This window comes from Hydrogenobacter sp. T-8 (genome assembly GCF_011006175.1).
Classification (GTDB): Bacteria; Aquificota; Aquificia; order Aquificales; family Aquificaceae; genus Pampinifervens; species Pampinifervens florentissimum.
Window position 1 is genome coordinate 490,594 of the sequence record NZ_CP048795.1, and the last position, 23,905, is coordinate 514,498.

Consider the following 23,905-nt stretch of genomic DNA (forward strand, 5'->3'; position numbering starts at 1 on the left):
CAACCGACCGACTGGTCAGTATGTTATAATGTAATCACTATGAGGAGGTTTCTTTACACTCTGATAGCTCTTATTTTTGCCTTTGCCCTCTCTTGCCAGAGGCAGGACCAAAAACCTCAACAATCTCAGGAAAGGAAGGTAGTGGTCAGTCTATACACGGTAAAGGCTGAGGATGTGCCAGTATACTACTCCACCAAGGGATACTTTGAGGGGGAAAAGGATGTTTTGCTTAGACCTCTTGTAAGCGGGAGGGTTCTAAGCCTTTATGTGGATGAGGGTTCTTATGTAAAGAGCGGGCAGGCTCTTTTGAAAATAGACCCTGCGGACTACGAAAACGCCCTAAGACAACTCTCCGCACAACTGGCTCAGGCGAAGGCAAACTACGAAAACACCAAAGCTGTGGCGGAAAGGAGAAGGTTTCTTTTTGAAAGGGAGCTTATTGCAAAAGAGGAGTTTGAAAACGTGCAAACGCAGGTAAGGGCTCAGGAGGAGGTCATAAAGAGCTTTGAGGCTCAGATAGCCAACGCAAGGCTTAGCCTTCAGAGGACAACCCTTACGGCACCCTTCTCTGGCTACATAGCCCAAAGGTTTGTAAACGTAGGAGACTATATAACACCACAGAGCCAAACCTTCAGGCTGGTCACCCTTGACCCTATAAGGTTTGTCTTTCAGGTGCCTCAAGAGTATCTCCCATACACTAAGGAAGGTTCAAGGGTTCAGATAAGGGTAGAACCCTTTGGAGATTTTGAGGGGGTGGTCTTTTTTGTATCGCCTACCGCAGACTCAAACAGGCTTATAACGGTAAAGGCAAGGCTAAAAAACCCAAAGGGTGAGCTAAAGCCGAGCATGTATGGAGAGATAAGGCTTCTGCTCGGTGTAGAGAAGGGCTTTGCGGTGCCAGAGCAGGCGGTGGTGGTTCAGGGCAACAAAAAGGTTGTATGGAAGGTTCAAAACGGCACTGCCCAACCCGTGCAGGTAGAGGTCATAAAGCAAGGACAGGGGATAGTCTATGTAAAGGGTGAGCTAAAGGATGGTGAAGGAATAGCTTTAGAGAATGCCTATGTGCTTCAGCAAGGCGTAAAGGTGGAAGTGCGATGAAATTTCTTGTATTTCTTTTCTTTACTTTCAATATGGTCTTTGCCCTCAGCCTTGAGCAAGCTGTGGAACTTGCGGTAAAAAACAACACATCTGCGAGACTCTCCTTGCTTGATCTTCAAAAGGCTGAGGAAAACATAAGAAAAGCTCGAGCGGGCATACTACCCAAAGTGAGCTTTTCCTACAGCTACACAAGGCTTGGAGGAGACCTTGCCTTTGGCTTCACGCCAAAAAACAGGCACAGCTATGTGCTTGAAATGGACCAGACCCTTTTTAACCGTGGGGTCTTTGAAGGGCTGAGCCTTGCAAGAGAACAGAAAGAGCTTCAGGAGCTTGTATACGAAGACATAAAGAGGGAGGTGGAGTTTCAAACCAAACAACTCTTTTATGCACTTCTTTATAAGAGGGAAGTGGTGAAGCTCCTTGAGGAAAACTTAAAATACTGGGAAGAAAACTACAAGCAGACGGAGGGCAAATTTCAGGCGGGCGTAATTCCAAAGGTAGAGCTTATGAGGGCAAAAGCCCAGCTTGAAAATGCAAAGGCTCAGTTGGAAAACACATTGGCGGACTACAGAAAGAGTCTTGAAGACTTTAAAGCATTCCTCAGATACGATGGGGAGATTGAAGTGGAGGGAAAACTTGAAATGCAAGAACTAAAACAAGGAGACTTCAAGGCACTTCTTGAAAATAATAGCACCCTAAAAGTTGCCAGAAGAAGCCTTGAAGTTTCCAAGAGAGTGGTTGAGCTTCAAAAATCCCAGTACTACCCCACCCTTGACCTCTTTGCTACTTATCAGGGCAATACCGCAAGGATCGGGGGCAAGGATAGCATGTTGAATGGATATACAATTGGTGCAAGGTTAAACTACAATATCTTTGATGGCTTTGCCCGTGAGGCAAGTATAGCACAGGCAAGGATAGACCTTCTAAAACAGATGGAAAACCTAAAGGATACGGAACAAAAGCTAAGGGCAGAACTCAATAAAACCCTTTTAGACATAGATTCTCTAAGAGCTCAGATAGGTGCGGTGAAGCTCTCCCTTGAGTCCGCAGAGGAAAGTCTGAGGCTCTCAAAGGAGAGATACCGTTTTGGTGTTGCCACCCAGCTTGAAGTTCTTGACGCGGTAAGCAATTACAACAACACTTTGCAAAACTATTACTTTTTGCTATACCTATACAACACTGCGTTAGCAAGGCTGGAAAGGCTTACAAAATGAGTGCGCGAGAAAGGATACTCAAATCCGCCAAAGAGCTTTTTTCTCAAAAGGGCTATAACCACACCACTGTGGATGACATAGTAAAGCATGCAGGTCTCTCAAAGGGGGCTTTTTACTTCTACTTTAAGAGCAAAGACCAGCTTATGGAAGAGCTTGTAAACACGATGGCGGAAAAGACAAAGAGTATTATGAAAGGATGGTTAGAAAAGGGTGTTTCCGCAGAGGAATCTATTAGGGGACATATAAGAGACTTTCTTGTGGAATGCTACGAAGATAGGCATATAGCTTATGTGTTCTTTTTTGAGCTCATATGCAACAGAGAAGACTTCAGAAGACTTTACCTTGCGCACCTGCAGGAGATAAGAGAACTGCTTACAGAGTTAGTAGAAAGAGGCTATAGAAGGGGTGAATTCCTATGTGGAAGCACAAAGACCCTTGTTAACCTGATAGCTGGCTATGTAAGGCTTATATACATGGAGGAGCTTCTCCTAAACAGCGCATCTTTAGAAGATATTTTGAAAGAAGTAAACGAGGGTCTTGACCTCATATTTAGGGGGCTAAAATGTGGTTGACCGCTCTTCTTTTGACCTTTATCAGCCTTTCCTTTTCCTTAGGACTTGAGGATCTTATAAGTTCCGCTCTTGAGAAAAACCCAAAAGTGTCTTCAAAAGGTTATGCTATAGAATCCGCCAAGCTAAAACTAAAAGGAACTGAACAGCTCTACTATCCTGAATTTTTTGCGGGATATCGCTACTCGGTGCAGTCAGAGAGCCAATCTATTAGCATACCAGCCCCTGGAGGCTTCCCATCCTTTGATTTTAGAAGTTCAAAGAGAAATTACCAAAGTCTTCAGCTGGGCTTAAGGCAGGTGCTATATGACGGAGGTTTCAGGTCTTCAAGGGTTGATATATCAAGGGTTCAACTGAGGATATCCGAAGAAGATTATGAGGAGACACTGCTTGAGGTAAAGCTGGAAGTCATAAAAGCATACTTTTCTGTCCTCTCCGCCCTAGAACTTCTTGAAGTGGTCAAGAAGCAAAAGGAGGCGGTTGAGGCTGACCTTGTACAAAGAGAAGCCTTCTTCAGAGAAGGGCTTGTGGCAATAACGGATGTGCTACAAGCAAAGGTCAGGCTTGCGGAAGTCCAAAGAGACCTAAGAGAAGCGGAAGGGAACTACCGAATAGCCATTGCCAATCTCTCAAGGCTTACAGGTATTGAAGAAGAAAAGCTAAAAACCCTAAAGCCTGCGGACATAAAACCAGACCTTCCAGACCTTGGGGAACTTATAAACACAACCATGGAAAAAAGACCAGCCATCAAAACACTGAGGGAGAAGATCCTTCTCCTGCAAGCTCAAAGGAAAATGGAGGTTTCACAGGTCTATCCAAAGGTCTTTGTAGAAGCACTATACAACTATACAGACCAAAACCCCACCCTTTCCCCGAAGGGATTCTTTGTCTTTAATGTTGGGCTAAGCCTAAATATTCAGTCTCTTAGCAACTACTACAACGCCTTAGCCCTTGTGCAAGAAGAAAAGTCTGCAAAAGAGGACCTGAGAGACATACAGCAAGTCATTACCCTAAGGGTGAAGTCCGCCTATGAAAACTTCCTGACCGCACAGGATAACCTTAGGGTTGCAGAGGAATCTGTGAAGTTTGCGGAAGAGTTTTATAGGCTTTCTCTTGAGCAGTATAGGAATCAGATAATAAGTGGCACAGACCTTCTGCAGGCAGAAGCAAGCAGAACCCAAGCCCTAAGGTCCAAGGTTATAGCCTACTACAAACTACTTGAAGCTTACTTTGAACTTCTGAGAGAAGTGGGCAAACTATGAAGAAGGTTGGAGTAGTAGTAATCGTTTTCCTTTTGACCCTTTTTGGTTTTTTGTCCTACAAGTGGGTCAAACACAGAATAGAATACGCCGTAACGGACGCAGTCTTCGTAAAAGCGGACATTATGAGCAATGTAGCCTTTGAGATAAGCGGTAGAGTGGTAGAGGTCTACAAAGACATGGGAGACAAGGTAAAAAAGGGAGAGGTTTTGGCAAGGGTTGAACCCGAAGACTACCGGCTAAATTTAGAAAACTTACAGATAAGGCTCTCTTCTCTCTTAGCCCAAAAGGAATCCCTTGAGCTTCAACTCAAAAGATTTAAGGGTCAGATTGAATTAGGGGTTAGCATTTCAGGAGACACACTCAAAGAGCTAAAAGCTAAGGAGGATGCCCTAACAAAACAGATACAGGAGCTTGAGGTTCAACTGCAACAAACAGAAAGAGACAGACAAAGGATGGAAAACCTCTTTAAGGAAGGACTTATTCCCAAACAAAGGTTTGAGCAGATAGACACTGCTTATAAGAGCCTTCACTTAAGGAAAAAGGCACTGGAAGACAGTCTAAGAGAAATAAGAACGGTTTACTCAAAAGCTCAAAGGGAATATGAAAGGTCTGAACTTGAGAGGATAAGAACTCAGGAGCTAAGCAAGCAGGTTAAAGCATTGGAAGAGGATATAAAGGCACTAAAGACCCAGATACAACAAGCCCAACTCAATCTTGAAAGAACTGAGCTTCGCTCACCGGTGGATGGAGTGGTGGCTAAAAGGTTCATAAGCGTAGGGGATATGGTAAGGGCGGGGCAACCCGCCTTCAGTATAATAGACCAAAACTCTCTCTACGTGGAGGCTCTCCTTGAGGAGACAAAGCTAAGGGGTGTAAAGCCTGGCTCAAAAGCCTATGTGATGCTTGATGCCTACAAGGGTGTGGTTTTTGAGGGTGTGGTGGAAGAGATAAGCCCAGCTTCTGCTGCCACCTTTGCCCTTGTACCAAGGGATGTGTCCGCAGGAGAGTTTACCAAGGTAGTCCAGCGAATACCAGTGAAGATAAGGATAACAAAGGGAGACAAAAGCCTTCTTAGAGTTGGCATGGGTGGAAAGGTGGAGATAAAAAGAGAATGAAAGAGGAAAGACCCTTTCACGAAACCCTTACACCCGTAGAGAGGGGCATCCTAACCTTTTCTCTGATGATAGGCGTCTTTATGGCGATTCTGGATACCACCATCGTGGACATAGTGGTGCCTAAGATGATGGCACCTCTTAGCACAGACCTATATGGTGTCCAGTGGGTAATAACCGCCTACATGACCGCTTCCGCAAGTGCCATACTATTGGTGGAGTGGCTTGAGGGTCTTGTGGGTCTAAAGAGGGTCTTTATGCTTGGGCTTTTTCTTTTTACCACCGCCTCCTTTTTCTGTGGTCAAGCTCAATCCCTTGAATGGATGATAGCGTCAAGGGCAGTTCAAGGCTTTGGGGAAGCCCTCATTGTGGTGAGTGCGGAAGCCCTTCTTTTCTCTGCTTATGCCCCAGAAAAGCGTGGTCTTGCCATGGGTATATACGGGCTTGGTGTGAGCTTTGCTCCCGCCCTTGGTCCCACACTGGGTGGCTGGATAACAGAGCACATAGACTGGAGATGGGTCTTTTATATAAACCTACCCATAGGCATCTTTAACTTCACCCTTACTTTCTTTTTCCTAAAAGACCACAAGCCTGCTCATAAGCTAAAGCTCAACTTCCTCTCTTACCTTCTTATCTCCCTTGCCACCGTGAGCTTTCTCATAGTCCTCTCAAGGGGTCAAAAGGAGGGTTGGTTTGCCAGCGACTTTATACTTTACCTTTCTTTGATTTCCCTTTTCTCCTTTCTCCTTTTCCTGCTTTCTGAAATGCTCTCTAAAAACAAGCTCATAGACCCGCCTATCTTCAAGATTAAGGAGTTTGTGGTAGCCTTTTGGGTTTATTGCTTTGTGCTTGGCTTTTCCATGTATCAGGTCTTTTACCTTATACCTCTCTACTTTGAAAAGCTAAAGGGCTATACCACTTTTCAGACAGGTCTTGTCATACTGCCTATGGCTCTCACCATAGGCTTTCTCTCTCCAGTTGCTGGCATACTTTCTGACAAGAAATCTCCAAGGCTTGCCCTATATATCGCAACCGCCATGTATCTTTCTGTTGCCTTTTTGCTACTACCAAGGCTCAATTACTTCACCTCAAAGGAAACTGCCATTCTCTACCTTATAGCCATGGGCGCGGGTATGGGTTTTTTCTTTGCACCAGTTACCCAGATGGCTCTAAAGAAGTTAGGGGACAAGACCACTCTTGGGGTAAGCCTTATGCACTATGTGAGGTTTGTGGGAGGCTCTTTTGGAACAGCCCTTGCCACCAATGACCTTCAAAGGTTTGCGACAGAAAACTTCCAAAGAAGCACAGAGATACAAAATACTTATTGGTTAAGCCTAAAAATACAGGAGGTTACTGAATGGCTCTCTCAATTTGCTTACCAGTCAGAGGAAAGGGCAAAGGCTATGATATACCAACTTCAAAACCTTTATGCCCTTTCTGATGCCTTTGGCTCTACACTTTTCTTTGCAGCCCTTTGGGCTCTTTTTGGCAGTCTGCCAGTCTTTTACCTTCTTTGGAAGGATGCCAAGGTTCCCTTAAACACCTTTTATAGCATCCACTAAGCTATCCATCTCCTCTTTTGTCCTCTTTTCAGTAATAGCAAAGAGTATGGTCTTGTGATATCCAAAGCCTTCTAAGGGCACGCCTGCAAGGAAACCTGCTTTCAAAGCCTTCTGATAGAGCTCCTTTGCCCTTTCATGTCTTAGTGGAAATTCCCACAGGTGCTTTCCGCTGTAGACTTCCTCAAAGCCTATTTCAAGAAGCCTTCTTTTGAGATATAAAGCCTTTGATAGGCTCTGCTTGGCTACCTCCCTCATACCCTCCTTTCCAAGCAAGACCATATAGAGCAGGTTTGCTAAGGCTATGAGGTTTTGGTTGGTGCATATGTTGGAGGTTGCCCTCTCTCTTCTTATGTGCTGTTCCCTTGTCTGTAGCACGAGGGTAAAGGCTCTTTTGCCCTCTATGTCTTCTGCCATGCCCACAAGCCTTCCGGGCATTCTCCTGAGATGCTCCGTCCTTACCGCAAAAAAGCCTGCATAGGGTCCTCCAAAGTTCATAGGCACGCCCATCTGCTGACCCTCTCCCACCACAATGTCCACACCAAACTCACCAGGAGGCTTAAGAATTGCCAAAGCTATAGGGTCTGCAACTACTACGATGGGGACTTCATACTTCTTAGACAGACCCACTATTTCTCCAAGAGGTTCTACAAAACCCATGAAGTTGGGATACTGCACCGCCAAGGCATGTGTTTCTCCATCCTTAAGTAAACCCTCAAGCCTCTCAAGGTCCGTATAGCCTTCATGAGTAAGCGAACATATTTCAATCTCATCCATGTAGCCCCTTAGGTATGTGTTTGCCACCCTTCTGTAGAGGGGGTTTACTCCTTCGCTCAACACCACCCTTTTGCCTTTGCCTCTTATAGCCCTTGCCATCAAGACCGCCTCCGCAAGGGCTGAAGCCCCATCATACATGCTTGCGTTGGCAACCTCCATGCCTGTAAGCTCACAGATAAGAGTTTGATATTCAAAGAGAGCCTGCAGTGTTCCCTGAGAGACCTCTGGCTGGTAGGGAGTATAGGCGGTAAGGAACTCACCTCTGCTGAGAATTTGCCATATTACCGACGGAATTATCCTATCGTAAGCCCCAAAGCCTGCAAAGGAAATAAGAGGTATGTTTTTCTCACTTAGGTCTTTGAAGTATCTCCTTAGCTCCTCCTCGCTCCTTGGCTTTGGAAGCTCTGGCTTTGAAAGGAGCGAGGAGTCTATGTGTGAAAAGAGGTCTTCAAGGCTTTCAAGACCAAGCTCTTTTAGAACTCTTTGTGTCTCTTCCTTTGAGTGGGGAATATACATCTACCTTTCCTTTTCTTCGTAACCCAGTTCCTCCTCAGGCAAGGCTTCGATGGATTCTTCAAACCTCTCCTCTTCCTCCTCAGGTAGACTGAGCTTTATAGTCTCTCCCTTTTCATCCTTTACTATCTCCACAAGAAGCTGTGCGTAATCTTCTGCAGGCATAAGGTCTTCCACTTCCATAGGGTCAGATAACTCTATGACAGCAAGCCAACCATCTTCGTAAGGTGATTCGTTCATAAGATGTGGCTCATCGCTTAAGGTTTCGTTTACCTCCACCACAGTTCCAGAAAGGGGTGAGTATATGGGTGATACGCTCTTTACCGATTCCACGTTGGCTATGGTATCACCGCTTTCATAGGTCTCTCCCACCTGAGGAAGGTCCACATAGACCACATCTCCAAGCTCCTTTTGAGCATAGTCTGTTATACCTATCCATGCCTTGTTTCCCTTTACAAGAGCCCATTCGTGGTCTTTTGTGTAATACCTGTCTGTTTTTACCACATACTTACCTACAAGTATCTCATCCATCGCTTTCCTCCTTAAAGAGTTTCATATTGTATACCATACTCCTGCCTAACCTTTTCCATTACCGCGGTTAGCTCTTTTTCCTCTCCCAACAAGCCTTCCAAAGTCCTTATAAGGTAATCAAGGTCTATTAGCCTCAAAAGGGCAATACCCTTCCATTTACCCTCCTCTGAATATAGGGCGTTTTGCCGTCTTTTACTGATGAATTCTTTAAGTTTATCCAGACTTATTACCTGAGAAGGGTCAAGAACAAGCACGTCGTTGCCCCTTAGTTTCCTAAGTCCTTTATAAAGCCCATAGAGAAAGGTCCCCCTATCGTTTCTTATAAAAACAAGGTCTGGAAACTTGTCTATAAAATCTTTCATTTCTGTGGTTATTACCGCATAAAGGCTGTCTGGTCCTATGAGTTTCTTTAGGATATTTACCTTGTCTACAACCCTTTGCAGAAGGTCTCTTTCCTGAAGCAGTTTTGAATAAAAGACTATAAGAACCTTCATCCTGTTATAATATTATAAGCCTTTGCGGAGGTTAATATGCCAAAAATAAGAGTAGCAATAGCGGGCGTAGGAAACTGTGCCAGTAGCCTTGTCCAAGGTATCCATTACTATGCAAGACACAAAGAGGATGTAAGCGGTTTAATGTTTGAGGATGTGGGCGGTTATAAGCCCTGGGATATTGAGGTGGTTGCCGCATGGGATATTGATGCCAGAAAGGTGGGGAAGGACATCTCTGAAGCCATATTTTCACAGCCCAATTGCACTACAGTCTTTGAGCCAAACGTGCCAAGGACAGGCGTTATAGTTAGAAAGGGCAAAGTTTTGGACGGATACGCAAGTCATATGGCAAACTACCCTCCAGAAAGGAGCTTTGTGCTTTCTGAAGAAAAGGAGGACGAGCTTGAGGATGTGGTAAGGATTTTGAAAGAAACAAATGCGGATGTGCTTATAAACTATGTTCCAGTTGGCTCTGAAGAGGCGGCAAGGTTCTACGCAAGGGCATGCCTTGAGGCGGGAGTGTCCTTTGTAAACGGTATGCCTACCTTTATAGTCTCTGACCCAGAATGGGCGGAGAAGTTTGAAAAGGCAGGCATTCCTGTTGTAGGGGATGACATAAAGTCTCAGGTGGGTGCAACCATAGTCCACAGGACTTTGGTTCAACTCTTCCTTGACAGAGGGGTAAAGATTGACAGGACATACCAGCTAAACTTTGGTGGAAATACAGACTTTCTTAATATGCTTGAGAGGGAAAGGCTAAAGACAAAAAAGGTCTCAAAAACTCAGGCGGTATCCTCTCTTATCCCCTACGAGATGGACCCCTACAGCATCCACATAGGACCTTCTGACTGGGTCCCCTGGCTAAAGGACAGAAAAATAGCCTATATACGCATTGAAGGAAGGCTTTTTGGCGATGTGCCCATGTATGTGGAACTAAAGCTGGACGTAGAAGATTCTCCAAACAGTGCAGGTTCTATGATAGATGCCATAAGGTGCTGTAAACTTGCCAGAGACAGGGGCATAGGTGGACCCTTATACTCCATAAGTGCCTACACCATGAAGCATCCTCCGGTGCAGTATCCTGACTGGCAGGCAAGGAAAATGGTGGAAGAGTTTATAAGTGGAAAGAGGGAAAGGTAGGCTCTGGTTTCACACCGCAAGCGTAGGAGAGTTTAACACCGCAAAGCCACTCCTCAAGAGGCTTTATAAAGACCATCACATAACCCTTACCTACTTCTCTCCACGGGCGAAAAGGTATTTACAAAGCCAAGAGGGCAAGGGCTACTTTCATGAACTCTATAGGCTACCACTGGACCTTCCACCCTTTGTGAAAAGTTTTGAAAAAAGGATAAAACCCAGTGCTATTCTAATTATGGAAAGGGAACTCTGGCCCTTTCTCCTTCTATCAACCAAAGCTCCAAAGGTTTGGCTAAACGCCTATACAAAGGGAGGTCTGTTAGAAAGGCTATTGTCCAAAAGGTTTTCTCTAATATTAGCGAGGGAAGAGAAGGATGCAGAGAAGTTTAGGTCTTACGGAATATCTGAGGTGTTTGCCTGTGGCAATCTTAAATTTGTCTTTGAAGAACCACCACCTGTAGAGATAAAGTTGGAAACTTCAAAACTCCTCGTGGCAGGTAGCACCCACCCGGGGGAAGAGGAGGTCATAAAAAGGGTATACGAAAGGCTTTTAAAGGAACTCAAAGAGGTCAAGCTCCTAATAGCACCAAGACATATAAGCAGGGCTACAGAAGTCTTAAGGCTTTTTCAAAACTTGGGGGCAAGTTTAAGAAGTAAGGAAGAAGAAGGATGGAATGTGCTTGTGCTTGATACTCTTGGCGAGCTTTTTTCACTGTATAGATACGCAAAGGTTAGCTTTGTGGGTGGAACGCTTGTCCCTGTAGGAGGGCATAACCTCCTTGAACCTGCCTATTTTGGAAAGCCCGTGCTTTACGGACCGTATACGCACAAGGTAGGAGAGCTTAGAGCTTTTTTGGAAAAGATTGGGCTCGGCTTTTGTGTTAGAGACGAAAAGGAGTTATACAAGACCGTATTAAGACTGTTTACAGAAGAAGATACTGAAAAACACACCACACTAAAGGAACACGGGGAGAAAGTCCTCGAATGCTATCTGTTTCATCTAAACGCCTTTCTGGAAAAAGTTTTGTAAAATATTTCCGTTAGACATGAAAGATTTGAAAGTTAACCTTCTGCTCTTAATACTTATACTTTCCTTCTCTGTAGCGGTAGTATTGCTAAGACCCATAAACCTCGGTCTTGACCTCAAGGGTGGCATATCTATGGTTATCCAGCCCGATATGAACTACAGCCTTGAGCAAGAGTATGAAAGGATTTCAAAAGACATGGAACAAAAGTTCAGGGAGGAGGGGATAAGGGTCCTTGATGTAGTTGCGAGTAAGGAAGGCATAAAGATAGAACTTCTTGATGAGGGGCATTATACAAAACTTGTTTCCTTAATTGAGAAGGAGTTTCCAAGGTTTACGGTGGCAGGAAGACAAAAGGGTGAGGTGCTTATAAGGTTCAAAGACACAGAACTGGAACAACTCAAAAATGGTGTGCTAAATCAGACCATAGAGGTGCTTCGCAAAAGAATTGACGAACTTGGTGTAGTCCAGCCTGTTATAACGCGCATAGGTGCGGACAGAATACTGGTGGAGCTTCCCGGTGTATTAGATATTCAAAGGGCAAAGTCTATAGTGGGAAAGACTGCACTTTTAGAGCTAAAGCTGGTGGTGGAGGCTGGACCGAGAGAGGCTCTCCAAGAAAAGCTCACAAAGGACTATGAGCTTTTACCAGACCAAACGGGCAATGAGTGGTTTCTTTTGGAAAAACTTCCTGTGGTAACTGGGGCAGACCTAAAGACCGCCTACACCACCACCGACGAGTTTGGCATGCCAGCGGTGGGCTTTGAGCTAACGGGCAAAGGTGCAGAGGTTTTTGCGCGGGCTACAGAGCAAAACATCGGCAGAAGGCTTGCCATAGTGCTTGACAAAAGGGTAATATCCGCACCGGTCATAAGAAGTAGGATAAGCGACAGGGGTCAGATAAGCGGAAACTTCACACCAGAAGAGGCAAAAGAGCTCGCAATAGTGCTAAGAGCTGGTGCTCTTCCCACAAAGGTTCAGTTCTTGCAAGAGGTCGTGGTTGGTCCGTCCTTGGGAAGGGATGCCATAGAACAGGGAATAAAGGCTGGTGTAGCGGGCTTTTTACTCCTTGTGGCGATTTTGATAGGCAGATACAAAACTGCGGGCATTACCGCCACCTTTTCCATAATCCTTAACGCTCTGATGCTCTGGGCTGGTCTCGTGCTTCTTGGTGGCACGCTTACCCTACCGGGCATCGCAGGCATAATACTCAACATGGGCATAGCGGTAGATTCAAACGTGCTCATATTTGAGAGGGTAAAGGAAGAGCTAAGGTTGGGCAACAGCGTCAGAAAATCCATTGAACTGGGCTACAGGAGAACTCTGAGTGCGGTATGGGACACGCATATAACCCTTCTTGTTGCAGCTCTAATACTCTTCCAGTTTGGAAGCGGTCCTGTAAAGGGCTTTGCCACCACCCTTACTATAGGGACGATAGCCTCTTTCATTTCCAATGTATACTTTGCCAAGGTTTTGCTTGAACTATTAAGCAAACTGAAATTTTTCAAGGTATAGGCCTCTAAAGATAGAGGCTAAAGCTCCCTTTTACATCTTCTGAAAGCTCAGATATGGATGGGTTGTTCAATTTTTCCCTGGTATCCCTTTTTGAACCCTGTCTGTGGTCTGAGCTATAGAGGTTGCTACCGTTGAACCTGAGCAGTTCAAGGTCTAAACCAAGGTTTTGAAGGGATTGAACAAGTCTTTGAACATCCAAGGCTGTGGGCTGTCTGTAAAAATCCTCCTTCAGGTTTATAAACAGCTTGAGCCTATCGCCGAAAAGCGTAAACTTTACACTACCCTCTTCAAGATGAAGGTTTACATGCTTTGGCTCGTGAAAGTATGTGGGCTGAGGTCTTTCAATCCTTTCTACCTGCTGTGCCTTATCAATCTGCGGTTTTACACTCCTGCTGTGCCCGTCTGTCAGTATTAGGTCAGGGGATTCTCTATCCGCCATGTGTTTTTTCTCGCCTTCTTTTTCTTCATCAGCATAAACTAACACCTTGACCTGTGGAGGATCCTTTTGAGGAAATTCATCAAGGAGAATCTGAGCCTTTGTGAAACTTATTTTGTCTTGTCTTTGAGGTTCTTCAAATCCGCCAGGTGTTAGAATGGGTTTGCTCTGTTCCTCTTTTGCCTTTTGCTCTCTGTAGTTTATCTCAGGAAAATTCTTAAAGGTTTCTCTTCCAAGCTGGAGGTCTTCCTTGACCTTAGGGCTATCACTGAAATCAGAGGACTCATAAAACCCCTCAAAAGGCACAGAGGTTTCTGGAGCAGGATAGGGGAGGAGTCTTGCCATCTCTGATCTGTTTACCCTATCAACAAACTCGGGTTGAACCTGTGGTATAAACTGTTTGAAAGCGTCAACGTTCTTCTCCTGAACTTTGTGGATGACTTTGGGTTCTATAGTAGGCTTTTCCATATAGACAAACATCTCAGACACTTCTTCAGATTGCTCAATTCTTCGTAGATGCTCTGCTTCGCTCTTTTTTGCTTGAATATCTACATTAGTTAAACTTTGTAATCCTTCTGATTCAATAATGAAAGGAACGGTCCATGATGTGTCTGATTTCCATATAAGCTGATTTCCCAAAATCCGCACTGTTTGTTTATCTGCAACATTGGTTTTGCTTTGACCCTTCGGTATCTCCAATAGACTTTCATTAGGTTGTTTTTCTATAGTTTCCTCTGGATATATGACACCCATAGGAATAGGTATAAAAAACACTTCTTCTGTAATACCCAAGTCTTGTTTCACCTTTTCCTTGTTTGGTATCACCTCTTCAAGAGCCTCAAGGAGGGCATCCTCAAAAGAGGGGGTAGTGTATTGAAAAAAAGCCTTATAAGTTAGTTCTACACTCTGCGGGGCTACTTCCAGTATCTTCTCCTCCATTTTCCCCTCCGCCGATGCGATTTAATTATAAGCATTATTTTGAGTTTGACAAGTCTATTTATATATTTTATTTTAAGTATGGAGGTAAAGGCTTTTTACTGGAAGGGTGATGCTCTTGAACTGTTGGACCAGAGAGAGCTTCCTGAAAAGGAAGTATGGCTTAGGCTGAAAGATTACAGGGAGGTTGCTCAAGCTATAAGGGACATGGCTGTAAGGGGAGCACCCGCTATTGGATGCGTAGCCGCTTACGGCTTTGTCCTTGGCGTTAGGTCCGGAGAAGACCCTGAAAAGGTCTATGAAACCCTCAAAAATACAAGACCAACCGCATACAACCTTTTCTGGGCTCTTGATAGAATGAAAAAGGTTTTTGAAGAAGGAAAGGATATAGAGGCAGAAGCAAGAGCCATAGAAGAAGAAGATTACCAAGCCAATAAAAGAATGGGAGAAATAGGTCAGTCTCTCATTCCACACGGAGCGAGAGTGCTAACCCACTGCAACACGGGTGCTCTGGCAACCGCTGGCTGGGGCACAGCCCTTGGTGTTATTAGGTCAGCCCACTACGCAGGAAAGAATATCTTTGTATGGGTTGACGAGACAAGACCATATCTTCAGGGCTCAAGGCTGACCGCATGGGAGCTTCTTAGGGAGAATATACCCCATAGCATTATCACAGACTCAACTGCAGGCTTTCTTATGAAAAGGGGCATGGTGGACTGTGTCATAGTGGGTGCGGACAGGATAACTAAGGATTATTATGTGGCAAACAAGATAGGAACATACGCCCTCTCAGTGCTTGCAAAAGCTCATGGAATACCCTTTTATGTGGTAGCACCCAAGTCCACCTTTGACCGGGGTTATACTACTGAAGATAGCATAGTCATAGAGGAGAGGAGCGAGAGGGAGGTGAAGTTTATAAAGGGTATTCCCGTAGCTCCTGAGAATTCGCCTGCCCTTCACCTCGCCTTTGACATAACTCCACCAGAGAACATAACCGCCATAATAACTGAGGAAGGTATAATAAAACTATGACAGTGACAGACATACTCAAAGAACTGGAGAGGGAAAGGTATTGTGAAGTGGTTACATCGTGGAAGGAAATACCCATAAGAGTGAAGCTCCCAGTTAGGTGGGTATCACATCAGGAAAGGTTTGTGAGCTTTGATTTTAAGGACTGTAAGTTTAGGCAGGTTTTTTCAGACACTGTTCCAGTTTACATAAAGGTCAGAGAGCTGTTTCTTATATGCAAGGTTTTTAGCAATATCAGAGATGAGCTGGTTCTTGAAGTTGATGCGCCAGTGCCAGCCCCACCGGTGGTGCTTAGAGAGTTCATAAGAGTTGAGCCTACAGAAAATGAACCTGTTTACGCATCCTTCTGCGTTGAAGATAACTGTGTGGTAAGAGTAAAGGTCGCTGACATAAGCGAGTCTGGGGTTGGTGTCTTGCTCAGCAAAGAGGATACAAAAAGGTTGATAGATATTCTATCGCATATAGCGACGGACGTATCTAAAATACATACTCCTTTTGAGATTGAGATAGAGCTTCCTAAGGAAGGAAGGGTAAGGGCAAAGGGAGAGCTAAAAAACATAATAAGCAGAGAAGGAGATTTGTATGTGAGGCTCGGCTTTAAGATTAACCTTAAAGAAGACCAGACCAAGAGGATAAGGCAATACATAATACGAAGGCAGAGGGAGATACTGGAACACTTAAAATCAATATGATGCCGGTTTTCAGCCTCTCTTTAAGATATTTGCTTTCCAGCAGAGGGTCAACATTGCTTGTTTCTCTAATAGCCTTCTTTGGGGTTGTTTTGAGTGTAAGTGCCCTTCTCCTTACTATGGGTGTTTTTGCTGGCTTTCAGTATGCTCTAAGAGAAAAAATACTCTCCGCATCACCACACATAATAGTCAGTCTCCTAAGCCACGAAGAGGGTAAGGAGCACGCTACCATCATAAGCAAGGTGGCTGGGGTAAAAAGGGTCTATCCTCTCATACTTTACAACGGTCTCATATCCAAAGGAGGGAGGTTAACTAGCGTTAGCGTAAAAGCCCTTGAGCCAAAGGAGGCTTATCAAATATACGGGCTAAGCCTAAAAGATGGTATTCTCGTAGGCAGGGGTCTTGCGGACATACTCGGGCTCAATGTAGGGGATGAGGTGATGTTGGTCTCTCCCATGGGAACACGCACCCCCTTTGGTATAATCCCGAGAGCCAGAACCTTCAAAGTGGGAGGCATATTCCAAAAGGGAGTGTTTGACCAAGACTACGCCACAGTAGTTATGGACAAAAGGGTTGCCATAGACTTCTTCGGGAATAGCTACCAGCTCCTTGGGTATGAGGTATACCTTAGAGATCCCTACAAAGCCCAGCAGGTAAAGGAAGAAATAGAAAGAAAACTCGGAGACATAGCCATTGTGCGTTCATGGATAGACCTTAACAAGCCTCTTTTTAATGCCCTACAGCTTGAGAAGGTAGGTATATTCTTTGTCCTTATGCTCATGATAGTCATAGCATCTTTTAATATAACAAGCCTCCTTTTTATGAAGGTTAAGGAAAAGGTAAAAGACATAGCGGTTTTAAGAACATTTGGTCTAAAGAGAAAACAGGTGGTCTTTGTATTTCTTCTTCAGGGTCTTATGCTGGGTGTCTCTGGAGCTTTTGTAGGCTTCTTAATCTCACTTATGGGAGGCTACCTTATAAACGAATACAGACTTATTAGAGTGCCAGCGGATGTGTATCTCATGGAACATGTACCCGTTCATTTTGAGCTTACTGACCTTATCTTCACCCTTTTGGGTGCGGTGCTTCTTTCTCTTTTGGCAAGCCTTCTCCCCGCCTACAGAGCTGGAAGGGAAAGTATAGTAAAGGTCTTGAGGAATGAATAGCATAATACAGATAAAAAACCTTTGGAAGGTTTATCCGAACAAAGTGGAAGCCCTTAGGAATGTGAGTCTTGAGGTATTTGAAGGGGAGGTAATTGGTCTTATGGGACCCTCTGGCTCAGGCAAAAGCACCCTCCTTCATATAACCGCTGGGCTTGAAAAACCCACAGATGGAGAGGTCTACATTATGGACCATAGCATACACCTTATGGATGAAGACCAGCTTGCCTCCTTCAGACAGAAGCACTTAGGTTTTGTCTTCCAGTTTTACTACCTTTTGGAGGACTTTAACGTGTTAGAGAACCTAACCCTTGTAGGGCAGTTGGCTGGCGTTGAAAGACCACAGGAGAAAGCATTGCAAATACTTGAATATCTAAGGCTCTCTCACAGGCTAAAGCACAGACCAAGCCAACTCTCAGGGGGTGAACAGCAAAGGGTTGCGATTGGAAGGGCTCTAATGCTTGACCCAAAGATTCTGCTTGCGGACGAGCCTACGGGCAACCTTGACCTTGCGGAGGGCAAAAGGATCTTTGACCTTTTCCTCAAACTGAGAGAAGAGAGGGGGCTTACGCTTCTTGTGGCAACCCACAACGAGGAACTAAAGCCTTATTTTGATAGAATCTATAGGCTAAAAGATGGAGAACTTGTATAATATTAGTCATGTATTACCTGCTTCTTACAGTCTTTATCGTAATTGCCCTTTTGCTCATCGTGGTGGTGCTTATGCAAAGAAGCAGAGGGGATGTGGGCACTGCTTTTGGTGGAATGGGACAGGGCGTTTTTGGACCTGGTGGCGTGGATACGATCCTTACGAAGATAACTTACTGGCTTGGCTTTTCACTGATGGCGATAGCCATCCTTCTTGCCCTCACCCATCCTTCAAAGAAGAGTTCACTTATAAGAGATGAGGGTGCGAGACCTCCTATCCAGACCCAGCAGGGCACCCCTCAGGGACAGACAGCTCCTCTTGGCACACCTTCTGAAGGTAAGCCATAAGGAGCTTTACTTTATGCAAGACCTTGAAGTTCCTCCACAGGTAGAAGAGGGGTTCTTTAAAAACCTCAGAAGGCTTGAGGAAGGATATCCCATTCAGTATATTTTGGGAGAGTGGGACTTCTATGGAAGGACTTTTTTTGTGAAAGAGGGTGTCCTTATCCCAAGACCGGAGACGGAAATCCTTGTGGAAGAAGTCCTCAAAAGACTTCCCAAAAGTAAGCCAATGCTTGGTCTTGAGTTGGGTGTGGGAACGGGGTGCATAAGTATAAGCCTGTTATGCGAGCGGTCTATGCTCCATATGATTGGGGGAGATATAAACTTGAATGCACTAAGGCTTTCAAAGAGAAATGCCCTTAGACATGGGGTTTCAGATAGACTTCTCCTTTTTGCAGGAGACCTTTTCAAACCACTAAAACCCTATCCCTTTGACCTGATAGTCTCAAACCCACCTTATATCCCAAAAGGCTATTGGGAGAGACTTCCAAAGGGAGTAAGACTTGAGGGCTATACTTCCCTCATAGGTGGAGAAAAGGGTTGGGAATTCTATGAAAGAATATCAGAGGCTGTCAGAGACTATCTTAAACCTGAGGGGCTTATAGCTCTTGAGATAGGTCATGACCAGGGAGAGGCGGTCAGAAGACTCTTCGAAGAAAAGGGGTTTATGGTGGATATATTAAAAGATTACTCAGGACAGGAAAGGGTAATGTTAGGATGGAAATCTTAGGTTTCCTTCTTGGTGTCTTTTTCTTTGTCCTGCTTGAAGCATTTTTTGCAGGGTCTGAAATAGCCCTTGTGAGTGTGGATAAGGGAAGGGTTATGAACCTATACAGAAGGACAAAGCAGGAATTTCTGAGGGATTTTTATGAAAACCCAGAAGAATACGTAACTCTCACCATGCTCGGCTACACGTTTAGCATAGTCTTTGCCTCCACTTTCTACACATTGGCGGTTATAAAACTATCTGACTATCTGACCTTTATAAGGGGCTTTGAAGTAATTTTTTCCGCAAGTCTTGTGGTCTTTACACTGCTCCTTGGGGAACTGCTTCCTAAAAGCCTGTTTCAAAAACATGCGGAGAGACTAATCCTGCCATCCCTTTGGGTTCTGAGTAAGTTAAAAACCTTCACGAAGCCCCTTCTAACCCTAGCGAGAGCGGTAAGCAGGCTTATCACCAAGACACTCAAGGAAAAATATCAGGAAAGACTACATAGGGAAGACCTTATAAGGCTCTTGGAAGGGACCGCAGTCAGGGAAGAGAGCCTGCGCATAGCCCTTCGTAGCATAACCATGAGGGACCTCTTTGCCACAGAAGAGATAAGACCCATAAAGGAGGTGGTCATGGTGGAGGAAAACGCTGGCACTGAGCAGGTTATGGAGCTGATGAAAGAAAGCCAATATAGGAGACTTCCCGTTTACAGAAGAAGGGTTGACCAAATAGTGGGTTATGTGGACCTTTTTGACCTAGTGCAAAGCAGGCATGCAAGGCTCATAAGGGAGCTTATAAGACCCGTCCATTACTTTTCAGAGTTTACAACCCTTGACAAAGTCTTTGAGTTCTTCAAAAGGAGTAAAGAGCAGATGGGTGTGGTGGTAGACGAGAGAGGGAACCTTCTGGGCATAATCACATGGGATGACCTTCAGAGCTACCTTATAGGGGGTCTCTCCGAAGGCAAAGTTGAAGAAGAGGAGGACATAGTGGAGATAGAGAAGGACATATGGATAGCGGACGGTAGTGTAGAAAAGGAAAGGGTGGAGAGACTTCTAAACGTAAAACTTCCAGAGGGTCCCTACACAACCCTCGGCGGTTTTCTATCCTTCAATCTAAGGGGGATTCCTGAGAAGGGGCAGGTGGTAGAATACGAGGGATACCGCTTTAAGGTGCTCCAACGGGACGAGCGAAGGATAATAAAGGTAAGGATAGAAGGACATGTATCAGAATAGACCCCTAAGGGAGCTTCCAGAGGACCTAAAGCCGAGGGAGAAGATGCTTAGGATAGGGGCGGAGAGCCTCACAGAGGAAGAACTGCTTGCCATTATCCTTGGCTCTGGCACCAAAGATATGGATGTTTTGAGCCTCTCAAGGGAGATAGTAAGCCTGGGCTGGCAAAGGCTCGGCAAAATGTCTCCGGAGGAGGTTGCAAGGAGCTTTAAGGGTATAGGGGAGGCAAAGGCTTGCCAGATAAAGGCAATAATAGAGCTTGCCAAGAGGATAAACGACCCCTATGAGGGCATTTTCATAAACAACCCAGAGGACGCATACAGGTTTTTGAAAAACATGGTGGACGAAAGGAGGGAGCATCTTATTGCCCTATACCTTGCACCCACCAACAAGCCCATAGCCCACGAGATAATAGCCATAGGGAGGATGAATGTCCTGCACGCAGAGCCAAAGGATGTGCTCTACCATGCCATACACACCGCATGCCACTCCATACTCATAGCCCATAACCACCCAAAGGGTGAGCTAAAACCCTCAAGAGAAGATGTGGAGTTCACCCAGAGGCTAAGAGAGGCTTGTCAGCTCATGGGCTTTGAACTTCTTGACCACCTTATAATAAACAAAAAGGGCTACATCTCTCTTAGAAGGGAGGGTTATATGTGATAGGGTTTTTACAAAGGCTTGGACTATCTTCAGAAAGATGTCTCCACTGTGGCAAGCCCTTTATAGGCAAGTCTCAGGGGCTTGTGTGCCATGTGTGCCTTGGTTCCATAAGTTCCTACCATCCCATGGATTACTCAGAGAGGATTGAATACGTGTTTTCCTACAGGGTCTTTGGTTTGTATGAGGGCCCTCTCAGAGAGGTCATCCATAGTGTAAAGTTTAGAAACTCCAAATCCCTTGCCCTCTCTTTGGGGCATATCATAAGAGGTCATCTATGGGAATACATACAGGAGCTTGAGCCAGACCTTATAACCTTCCCTCCGTTGAACCTCAGAAGGCTATGGAGTAGGGGTTTTAACCATATGGAGTATATACTCAAGGGGGCGGGCGTGCCATACATGGAGGTATTCAAAAGAATAGACTTCAGTCCTCCGCTCGCCAGGCTTGAGGCAGAAGAAAGGGAAAAGGCGGTCTTGGGCTATAGGCTAAGGGAGGAGTTTGTGGACTTCCTTGAGGGTAAGAGGGTTCTTGTGGTGGATGACCTTCTTACCACTGGCTCCACCATAAGAAGGCTTGCATACCTGCTCATGTCCGCAGGAGCGGACGAAGTGCACGCTTACTTTGTGGCAAAGGCTTAGAAGAAGTTTTGTATGTTTTTTATAAATTCTTCAAGAACTCCTGTATAGATATCTTTTATCCTCTCAAACACTTTCCTGCTCTCTTTCTTCGCTGTATATAATATGAGATATAAGGTTTCTGTCTTCAAGCATGTCTAAAAATAGTTCCTCTTCTCCGAAAAAGCCTACTCTAAAAGCTGTTTTAATAGTTAAGTTAATGACTATTTGTCTAAATCTATTTGCGAGGTTAGAAGTCCAGCTTTCAAGGACTGATACCACTTGCCATAGGCATGTTTGTTTGTATCTCTCAGATAGTTTGCTTTGGATGTGCTTTATATCTGCGTATCTGTCAAACTTGGCTTCTGCAAAAAAGACAGACTATTGGTATTTTGCTATTATATGTGCGGTTTTTCTGTATTCTTTGAGGAGTGTAAGGAGTTTATTTTGTTTTCCCTTGTTAGCATATTGAGGATATTCTCCTACAGCTATTGGTTTATTTGTAGGCATTGAGCATTACGCTCCCTTTGAAAAGTCTCCATACCTCCCTATAGCTTATGCCTAACTTCTATATTTGTCAAGAGATTTCTATTGTTTCAGTGATTAGTTTCCAATACCCTCTGCGTGAACTTCTCAAATGCCCTCTTTATACCCCTTACCGCCTGCCTTATCCTATGTTCGTTTTCCACAAGAGCGAACCTCACATAGCCCTCGCCGTATTCACCAAAGCCTATGCCAGGAGATACCGCTACCTTAGCTTCTCTCAAAAGGAATAGGGAAAAGTCCAAGGAATTCATGCCCACCCAAGAGGGTATCCTTGCCCAGAGAAACATGCTCCCCTTTGGCTTATCCACCTGCCATCCTATGCGGTTTAACCCTTCTACCAACACATCCCTTCTTTTCCTGTAGACCTCCCTGTTTTTCTCCACTATTTCATAGGGGCTGTCAAGGGCTATTATGGAGGCAACTTGAATGGGGGTAAAAACACCATAGTCAAGGTAGCTCTTAAGGTGTGCAAGGTTCTTTATGAGCACCTCGTTTCCCACAAGGAAGGCAACCCGCCAGCCTGCCATAGAAAAGCCCTTTGACATGGAATAGAGCTCAACCGCCACCTCTTTTGCACCTTCTACCTGAAGTATGCTGGGAGGTTCGTATCCGTCAAAGCCAAGGTCTGCATAGGCAAAGTCATGAATAAGCCAAACTTCTTCTCTTTTTGCCAACCCTACCACCTCTCTGAAAAAGTCAAGGCTTACGCAGAGGGTAGTGGGGTTGTGGGGAAAGCTAAGCACTATAGCCCTTGGTTTTCTAAAAGAGCCTCTAAGTGTGTCGTGAATTCTTCTTAAAAAGCTCTCTTCAAAATCCTCTCCCTCGTCAGGTATTATGGGAACAGATATGGCATCACCGCCTGCTATTATGGGTGCGTAGTAGTGTATGGGGTAGGTGGGGTTAGAAACGAGCACCGTATCGCCAGGCTCAAGCATGGCAAGCATAAGATGTGAGTAGCCCTCCTTTGCCCCTATGGTGAGTATGGCTTCCTTCTCTGGGTCAAGCTCCACGCCATACCTCCTACGATAAAAGTCGCATATGGCTTTTCTGAGTCTTGGAATACCCTTTGAGGCGGAATAGCCATGCACGTTGTCTCTTCTTGCTACCTCACAGAGCTTTTCCACTATGTGTGGAGCGGGTGGAAGGTCTGGGTTTCCCATACCAAGGTCCACAATGTCCTCTCCCTCGCGCCTTAGCTTATACTTTAGCTCGTTGACCATGGCAAAGACATACTTGGGAAGTCTGCTTACCCTTGGAAACATCCAGCTTTCACTCATGTTCTCCTTCCTCTTCAAGCTCTTTGCAATTTATACACATGGTGGTTACTGGTCTTGCCTTTAGCCTTTCAAAGGGTATAAGAGCTCCACAGCTCTCGCATATGCCGTAAGTGCCTTGCTCCATCTTCATAAGTGCATAGTCTATCTTACGCAGGAGCTTTAGCTCTCTGGTCTTTATCCTCTGTAGGCTTATATACCTTCCAGTCTCTATATTTGCCCTGTCTATTTCGTCACCACCCTCAAAGGAAACGTTTGAGGGGTCTCTTATTTGCTCTTCCGCATACTTTATTATCCTCTCCCTCATCCTTAGGAGGTCTTCCCTTAGCTCCGCTATCTGTTCTGGAGTTAGGTGATGCATAATCTTATAATTATAGACCATGGAGGCTTTCAAAAAAGATTTAGCTACGCATTTTCAACTTCTCAAAGTTGAAGGTGGCAGGTTTGCGGAAGAGGAAAACATAAGCGTAGGTAAGGATGGCAGAAGACTACTTTTCATAAAAGCCTTTTACGGCAGAAGACCCTACTGGAAAGAGTGGGTGGAGCTTTTCCATATAGAGCCAGAGTTCTTCGGCTCTCCTCTTGAGGATGAACTATACCGCATACTTGCAAAATACTTCAGAAGGGTCTTTGTGGAATACTACGAAGACACTCAAACCTTAAGGGAGTTAAAGGCAGGCAAAGAGCCACAAGAGACAAGGCTCGGCTCAAAACTAAGAGCCTTAGGCTACAGGTCCTTTAGAGATTGGTATTACCCGGAGGGTTGGATGGAAGGGGGCTATAAGTTGCAGGCGGAAAGGTGATTTGTGATATAATA

General features: G+C 45.0%; 25 protein-coding genes. 19 read left to right on the plus strand and 6 right to left on the minus strand.

Going from position 1 to position 23,905, the window contains the following annotated elements; all coding sequences use genetic code 11:
- Positions 1 to 39 precede the first annotated feature (39 nt).
- Genes G3M65_RS02835 through G3M65_RS02860 form a run of 6 tightly spaced genes read left to right on the plus strand, consistent with a single transcriptional unit; the run spans position 40 to position 6,817 of the window.
- Positions 40 to 1,098, plus strand: coding sequence for an efflux RND transporter periplasmic adaptor subunit (locus G3M65_RS02835; protein WP_173833096.1), 1,059 nt, complete (start codon positions 40 to 42; stop codon positions 1,096 to 1,098).
- On the plus strand, positions 1,095 to 2,312 hold the full coding sequence (locus G3M65_RS02840; protein ID WP_173833098.1) for a TolC family protein: 1,218 nt from the start codon (positions 1,095 to 1,097) through the stop codon (positions 2,310 to 2,312). Before G3M65_RS02835 ends, G3M65_RS02840 begins: the two co-directional genes overlap by 4 nt.
- Positions 2,309 to 2,884 carry a TetR/AcrR family transcriptional regulator gene (locus tag G3M65_RS02845; protein WP_173833100.1) on the plus strand — a complete coding sequence of 192 codons (576 nt, stop codon included), beginning with the start codon at positions 2,309 to 2,311 and terminating at the stop codon, positions 2,882 to 2,884. The genes G3M65_RS02840 and G3M65_RS02845 overlap by 4 nt, the downstream gene beginning before the upstream one ends.
- Entirely contained in the window at positions 2,875 to 4,143 is a 1,269-nt protein-coding gene (locus G3M65_RS02850; protein WP_173833102.1) for a TolC family protein, read from the plus strand. The genes G3M65_RS02845 and G3M65_RS02850 overlap by 10 nt, the downstream gene beginning before the upstream one ends.
- Positions 4,140 to 5,258 carry an HlyD family secretion protein gene (locus tag G3M65_RS02855; protein WP_173833104.1) on the plus strand — a complete coding sequence of 373 codons (1,119 nt, stop codon included), beginning with the start codon at positions 4,140 to 4,142 and terminating at the stop codon, positions 5,256 to 5,258. The genes G3M65_RS02850 and G3M65_RS02855 overlap by 4 nt, the downstream gene beginning before the upstream one ends.
- A complete protein-coding gene (locus G3M65_RS02860; protein WP_173833106.1) occupies positions 5,255 to 6,817 on the plus strand; it encodes a DHA2 family efflux MFS transporter permease subunit in 1,563 nt (520 codons plus the stop codon). The genes G3M65_RS02855 and G3M65_RS02860 overlap by 4 nt, the downstream gene beginning before the upstream one ends.
- Here G3M65_RS02860 and gcvPA read toward each other — a convergent pair.
- Genes gcvPA through G3M65_RS02875 form a run of 3 tightly spaced genes read right to left on the minus strand, consistent with a single transcriptional unit; the run spans position 6,791 to position 9,129 of the window.
- Positions 6,791 to 8,107 carry an aminomethyl-transferring glycine dehydrogenase subunit GcvPA gene (gene gcvPA / locus G3M65_RS02865; protein WP_173833107.1) on the minus strand — a complete coding sequence of 439 codons (1,317 nt, stop codon included), beginning with the start codon at positions 8,105 to 8,107 and terminating at the stop codon, positions 6,791 to 6,793. The two genes, G3M65_RS02860 and gcvPA, sit on opposite strands and share 27 nt — an antisense overlap.
- Positions 8,108 to 8,635: a glycine cleavage system protein GcvH gene (gcvH, locus tag G3M65_RS02870; protein ID WP_173833108.1), complete on the minus strand. Its 528-nt coding sequence runs from the start codon at positions 8,633 to 8,635 to the stop codon at positions 8,108 to 8,110.
- Between the two features lie 11 nt (positions 8,636 to 8,646).
- On the minus strand, positions 8,647 to 9,129 hold the full coding sequence (locus G3M65_RS02875) for a hypothetical protein (RefSeq protein ID WP_173833109.1): 483 nt from the start codon (positions 9,127 to 9,129) through the stop codon (positions 8,647 to 8,649).
- A gap of 36 nt (positions 9,130 to 9,165) precedes the next feature.
- Here G3M65_RS02875 and G3M65_RS02880 point away from each other — a divergent pair, with 36 nt between their 5' ends.
- Genes G3M65_RS02880 through secD form a run of 3 tightly spaced genes read left to right on the plus strand, consistent with a single transcriptional unit; the run spans position 9,166 to position 12,803 of the window.
- Positions 9,166 to 10,266, plus strand: coding sequence for an inositol-3-phosphate synthase (locus G3M65_RS02880; protein ID WP_173833110.1), 1,101 nt, complete (start codon positions 9,166 to 9,168; stop codon positions 10,264 to 10,266).
- The gene (locus G3M65_RS02885) at positions 10,247 to 11,293 is read left to right on the plus strand and encodes a 3-deoxy-D-manno-octulosonic acid transferase (RefSeq protein WP_173833111.1); all 1,047 of its coding nucleotides are present in this window, start codon (positions 10,247 to 10,249) and stop codon (positions 11,291 to 11,293) included. The genes G3M65_RS02880 and G3M65_RS02885 overlap by 20 nt, the downstream gene beginning before the upstream one ends.
- Before the next feature lie 16 nt (positions 11,294 to 11,309).
- Positions 11,310 to 12,803, plus strand: a complete 1,494-nt coding sequence (secD, locus tag G3M65_RS02890; protein ID WP_173833112.1) for a protein translocase subunit SecD — start codon at positions 11,310 to 11,312, stop codon at positions 12,801 to 12,803.
- Positions 12,804 to 12,807: 4 nt separating this feature from the next.
- Here the strand turns inward: secD and G3M65_RS02895 are convergent, their stop codons facing one another.
- Positions 12,808 to 14,178, minus strand: coding sequence for a hypothetical protein (locus G3M65_RS02895; protein ID WP_173833113.1), 1,371 nt, complete (start codon positions 14,176 to 14,178; stop codon positions 12,808 to 12,810).
- 78 nt (positions 14,179 to 14,256) lie between these two features.
- Here G3M65_RS02895 and mtnA point away from each other — a divergent pair, with 78 nt between their 5' ends.
- From mtnA to G3M65_RS02940, 9 genes are read left to right on the plus strand one after another with little or no spacing between them, the layout of a single operon-like run.
- Complete coding sequence (mtnA, locus tag G3M65_RS02900) at positions 14,257 to 15,207, plus strand: S-methyl-5-thioribose-1-phosphate isomerase (protein ID WP_173833114.1); 951 nt, start codon at positions 14,257 to 14,259, stop codon at positions 15,205 to 15,207.
- Entirely contained in the window at positions 15,204 to 15,896 is a 693-nt protein-coding gene (locus G3M65_RS02905) for a PilZ domain-containing protein (RefSeq protein ID WP_173833115.1), read from the plus strand. Before mtnA ends, G3M65_RS02905 begins: the two co-directional genes overlap by 4 nt.
- A gap of 53 nt (positions 15,897 to 15,949) precedes the next feature.
- Entirely contained in the window at positions 15,950 to 17,059 is a 1,110-nt protein-coding gene (locus G3M65_RS02910) for an FtsX-like permease family protein (protein ID WP_254426300.1), read from the plus strand.
- The gene (locus G3M65_RS02915) at positions 17,052 to 17,708 is read left to right on the plus strand and encodes an ABC transporter ATP-binding protein (RefSeq protein ID WP_173833117.1); all 657 of its coding nucleotides are present in this window, start codon (positions 17,052 to 17,054) and stop codon (positions 17,706 to 17,708) included. The genes G3M65_RS02910 and G3M65_RS02915 overlap by 8 nt, the downstream gene beginning before the upstream one ends.
- 8 nt (positions 17,709 to 17,716) lie before the next feature.
- Positions 17,717 to 18,052, plus strand: a complete 336-nt coding sequence (gene secG, locus G3M65_RS02920; RefSeq protein WP_173833118.1) for a preprotein translocase subunit SecG — start codon at positions 17,717 to 17,719, stop codon at positions 18,050 to 18,052.
- Positions 17,961 to 18,776: a peptide chain release factor N(5)-glutamine methyltransferase gene (prmC, locus tag G3M65_RS02925; RefSeq protein WP_173833119.1), complete on the plus strand. Its 816-nt coding sequence runs from the start codon at positions 17,961 to 17,963 to the stop codon at positions 18,774 to 18,776. Before secG ends, prmC begins: the two co-directional genes overlap by 92 nt.
- A complete protein-coding gene (locus G3M65_RS02930; protein ID WP_173833120.1) occupies positions 18,764 to 19,993 on the plus strand; it encodes a hemolysin family protein in 1,230 nt (409 codons plus the stop codon). Before prmC ends, G3M65_RS02930 begins: the two co-directional genes overlap by 13 nt.
- Positions 19,980 to 20,654: a RadC family protein gene (gene radC / locus G3M65_RS02935; RefSeq protein ID WP_173833121.1), complete on the plus strand. Its 675-nt coding sequence runs from the start codon at positions 19,980 to 19,982 to the stop codon at positions 20,652 to 20,654. Before G3M65_RS02930 ends, radC begins: the two co-directional genes overlap by 14 nt.
- Positions 20,651 to 21,292, plus strand: coding sequence for a ComF family protein (locus tag G3M65_RS02940; protein WP_173833122.1), 642 nt, complete (start codon positions 20,651 to 20,653; stop codon positions 21,290 to 21,292). The genes radC and G3M65_RS02940 overlap by 4 nt, the downstream gene beginning before the upstream one ends.
- Positions 21,293 to 21,864: 572 nt before the next feature.
- On the opposite strand, the gene G3M65_RS02945 is transcribed toward G3M65_RS02940, so the two are convergent.
- Positions 21,865 to 23,091 (minus strand): aminotransferase class I/II-fold pyridoxal phosphate-dependent enzyme, encoded by a 1,227-nt coding sequence (locus G3M65_RS02945; protein ID WP_173834653.1) that lies wholly within the window; start codon positions 23,089 to 23,091, stop codon positions 21,865 to 21,867.
- Positions 23,084 to 23,449, minus strand: a complete 366-nt coding sequence (locus G3M65_RS02950) for a TraR/DksA C4-type zinc finger protein (protein ID WP_173833123.1) — start codon at positions 23,447 to 23,449, stop codon at positions 23,084 to 23,086. Before G3M65_RS02950 ends, G3M65_RS02945 begins: the two co-directional genes overlap by 8 nt.
- Positions 23,450 to 23,468: 19 nt before the next feature.
- Between G3M65_RS02950 and G3M65_RS02955 the strand changes: the two genes are divergently transcribed.
- Positions 23,469 to 23,891, plus strand: coding sequence for a DUF1122 family protein (locus G3M65_RS02955; RefSeq protein ID WP_173833124.1), 423 nt, complete (start codon positions 23,469 to 23,471; stop codon positions 23,889 to 23,891).
- Positions 23,892 to 23,905 lie beyond the last annotated feature (14 nt).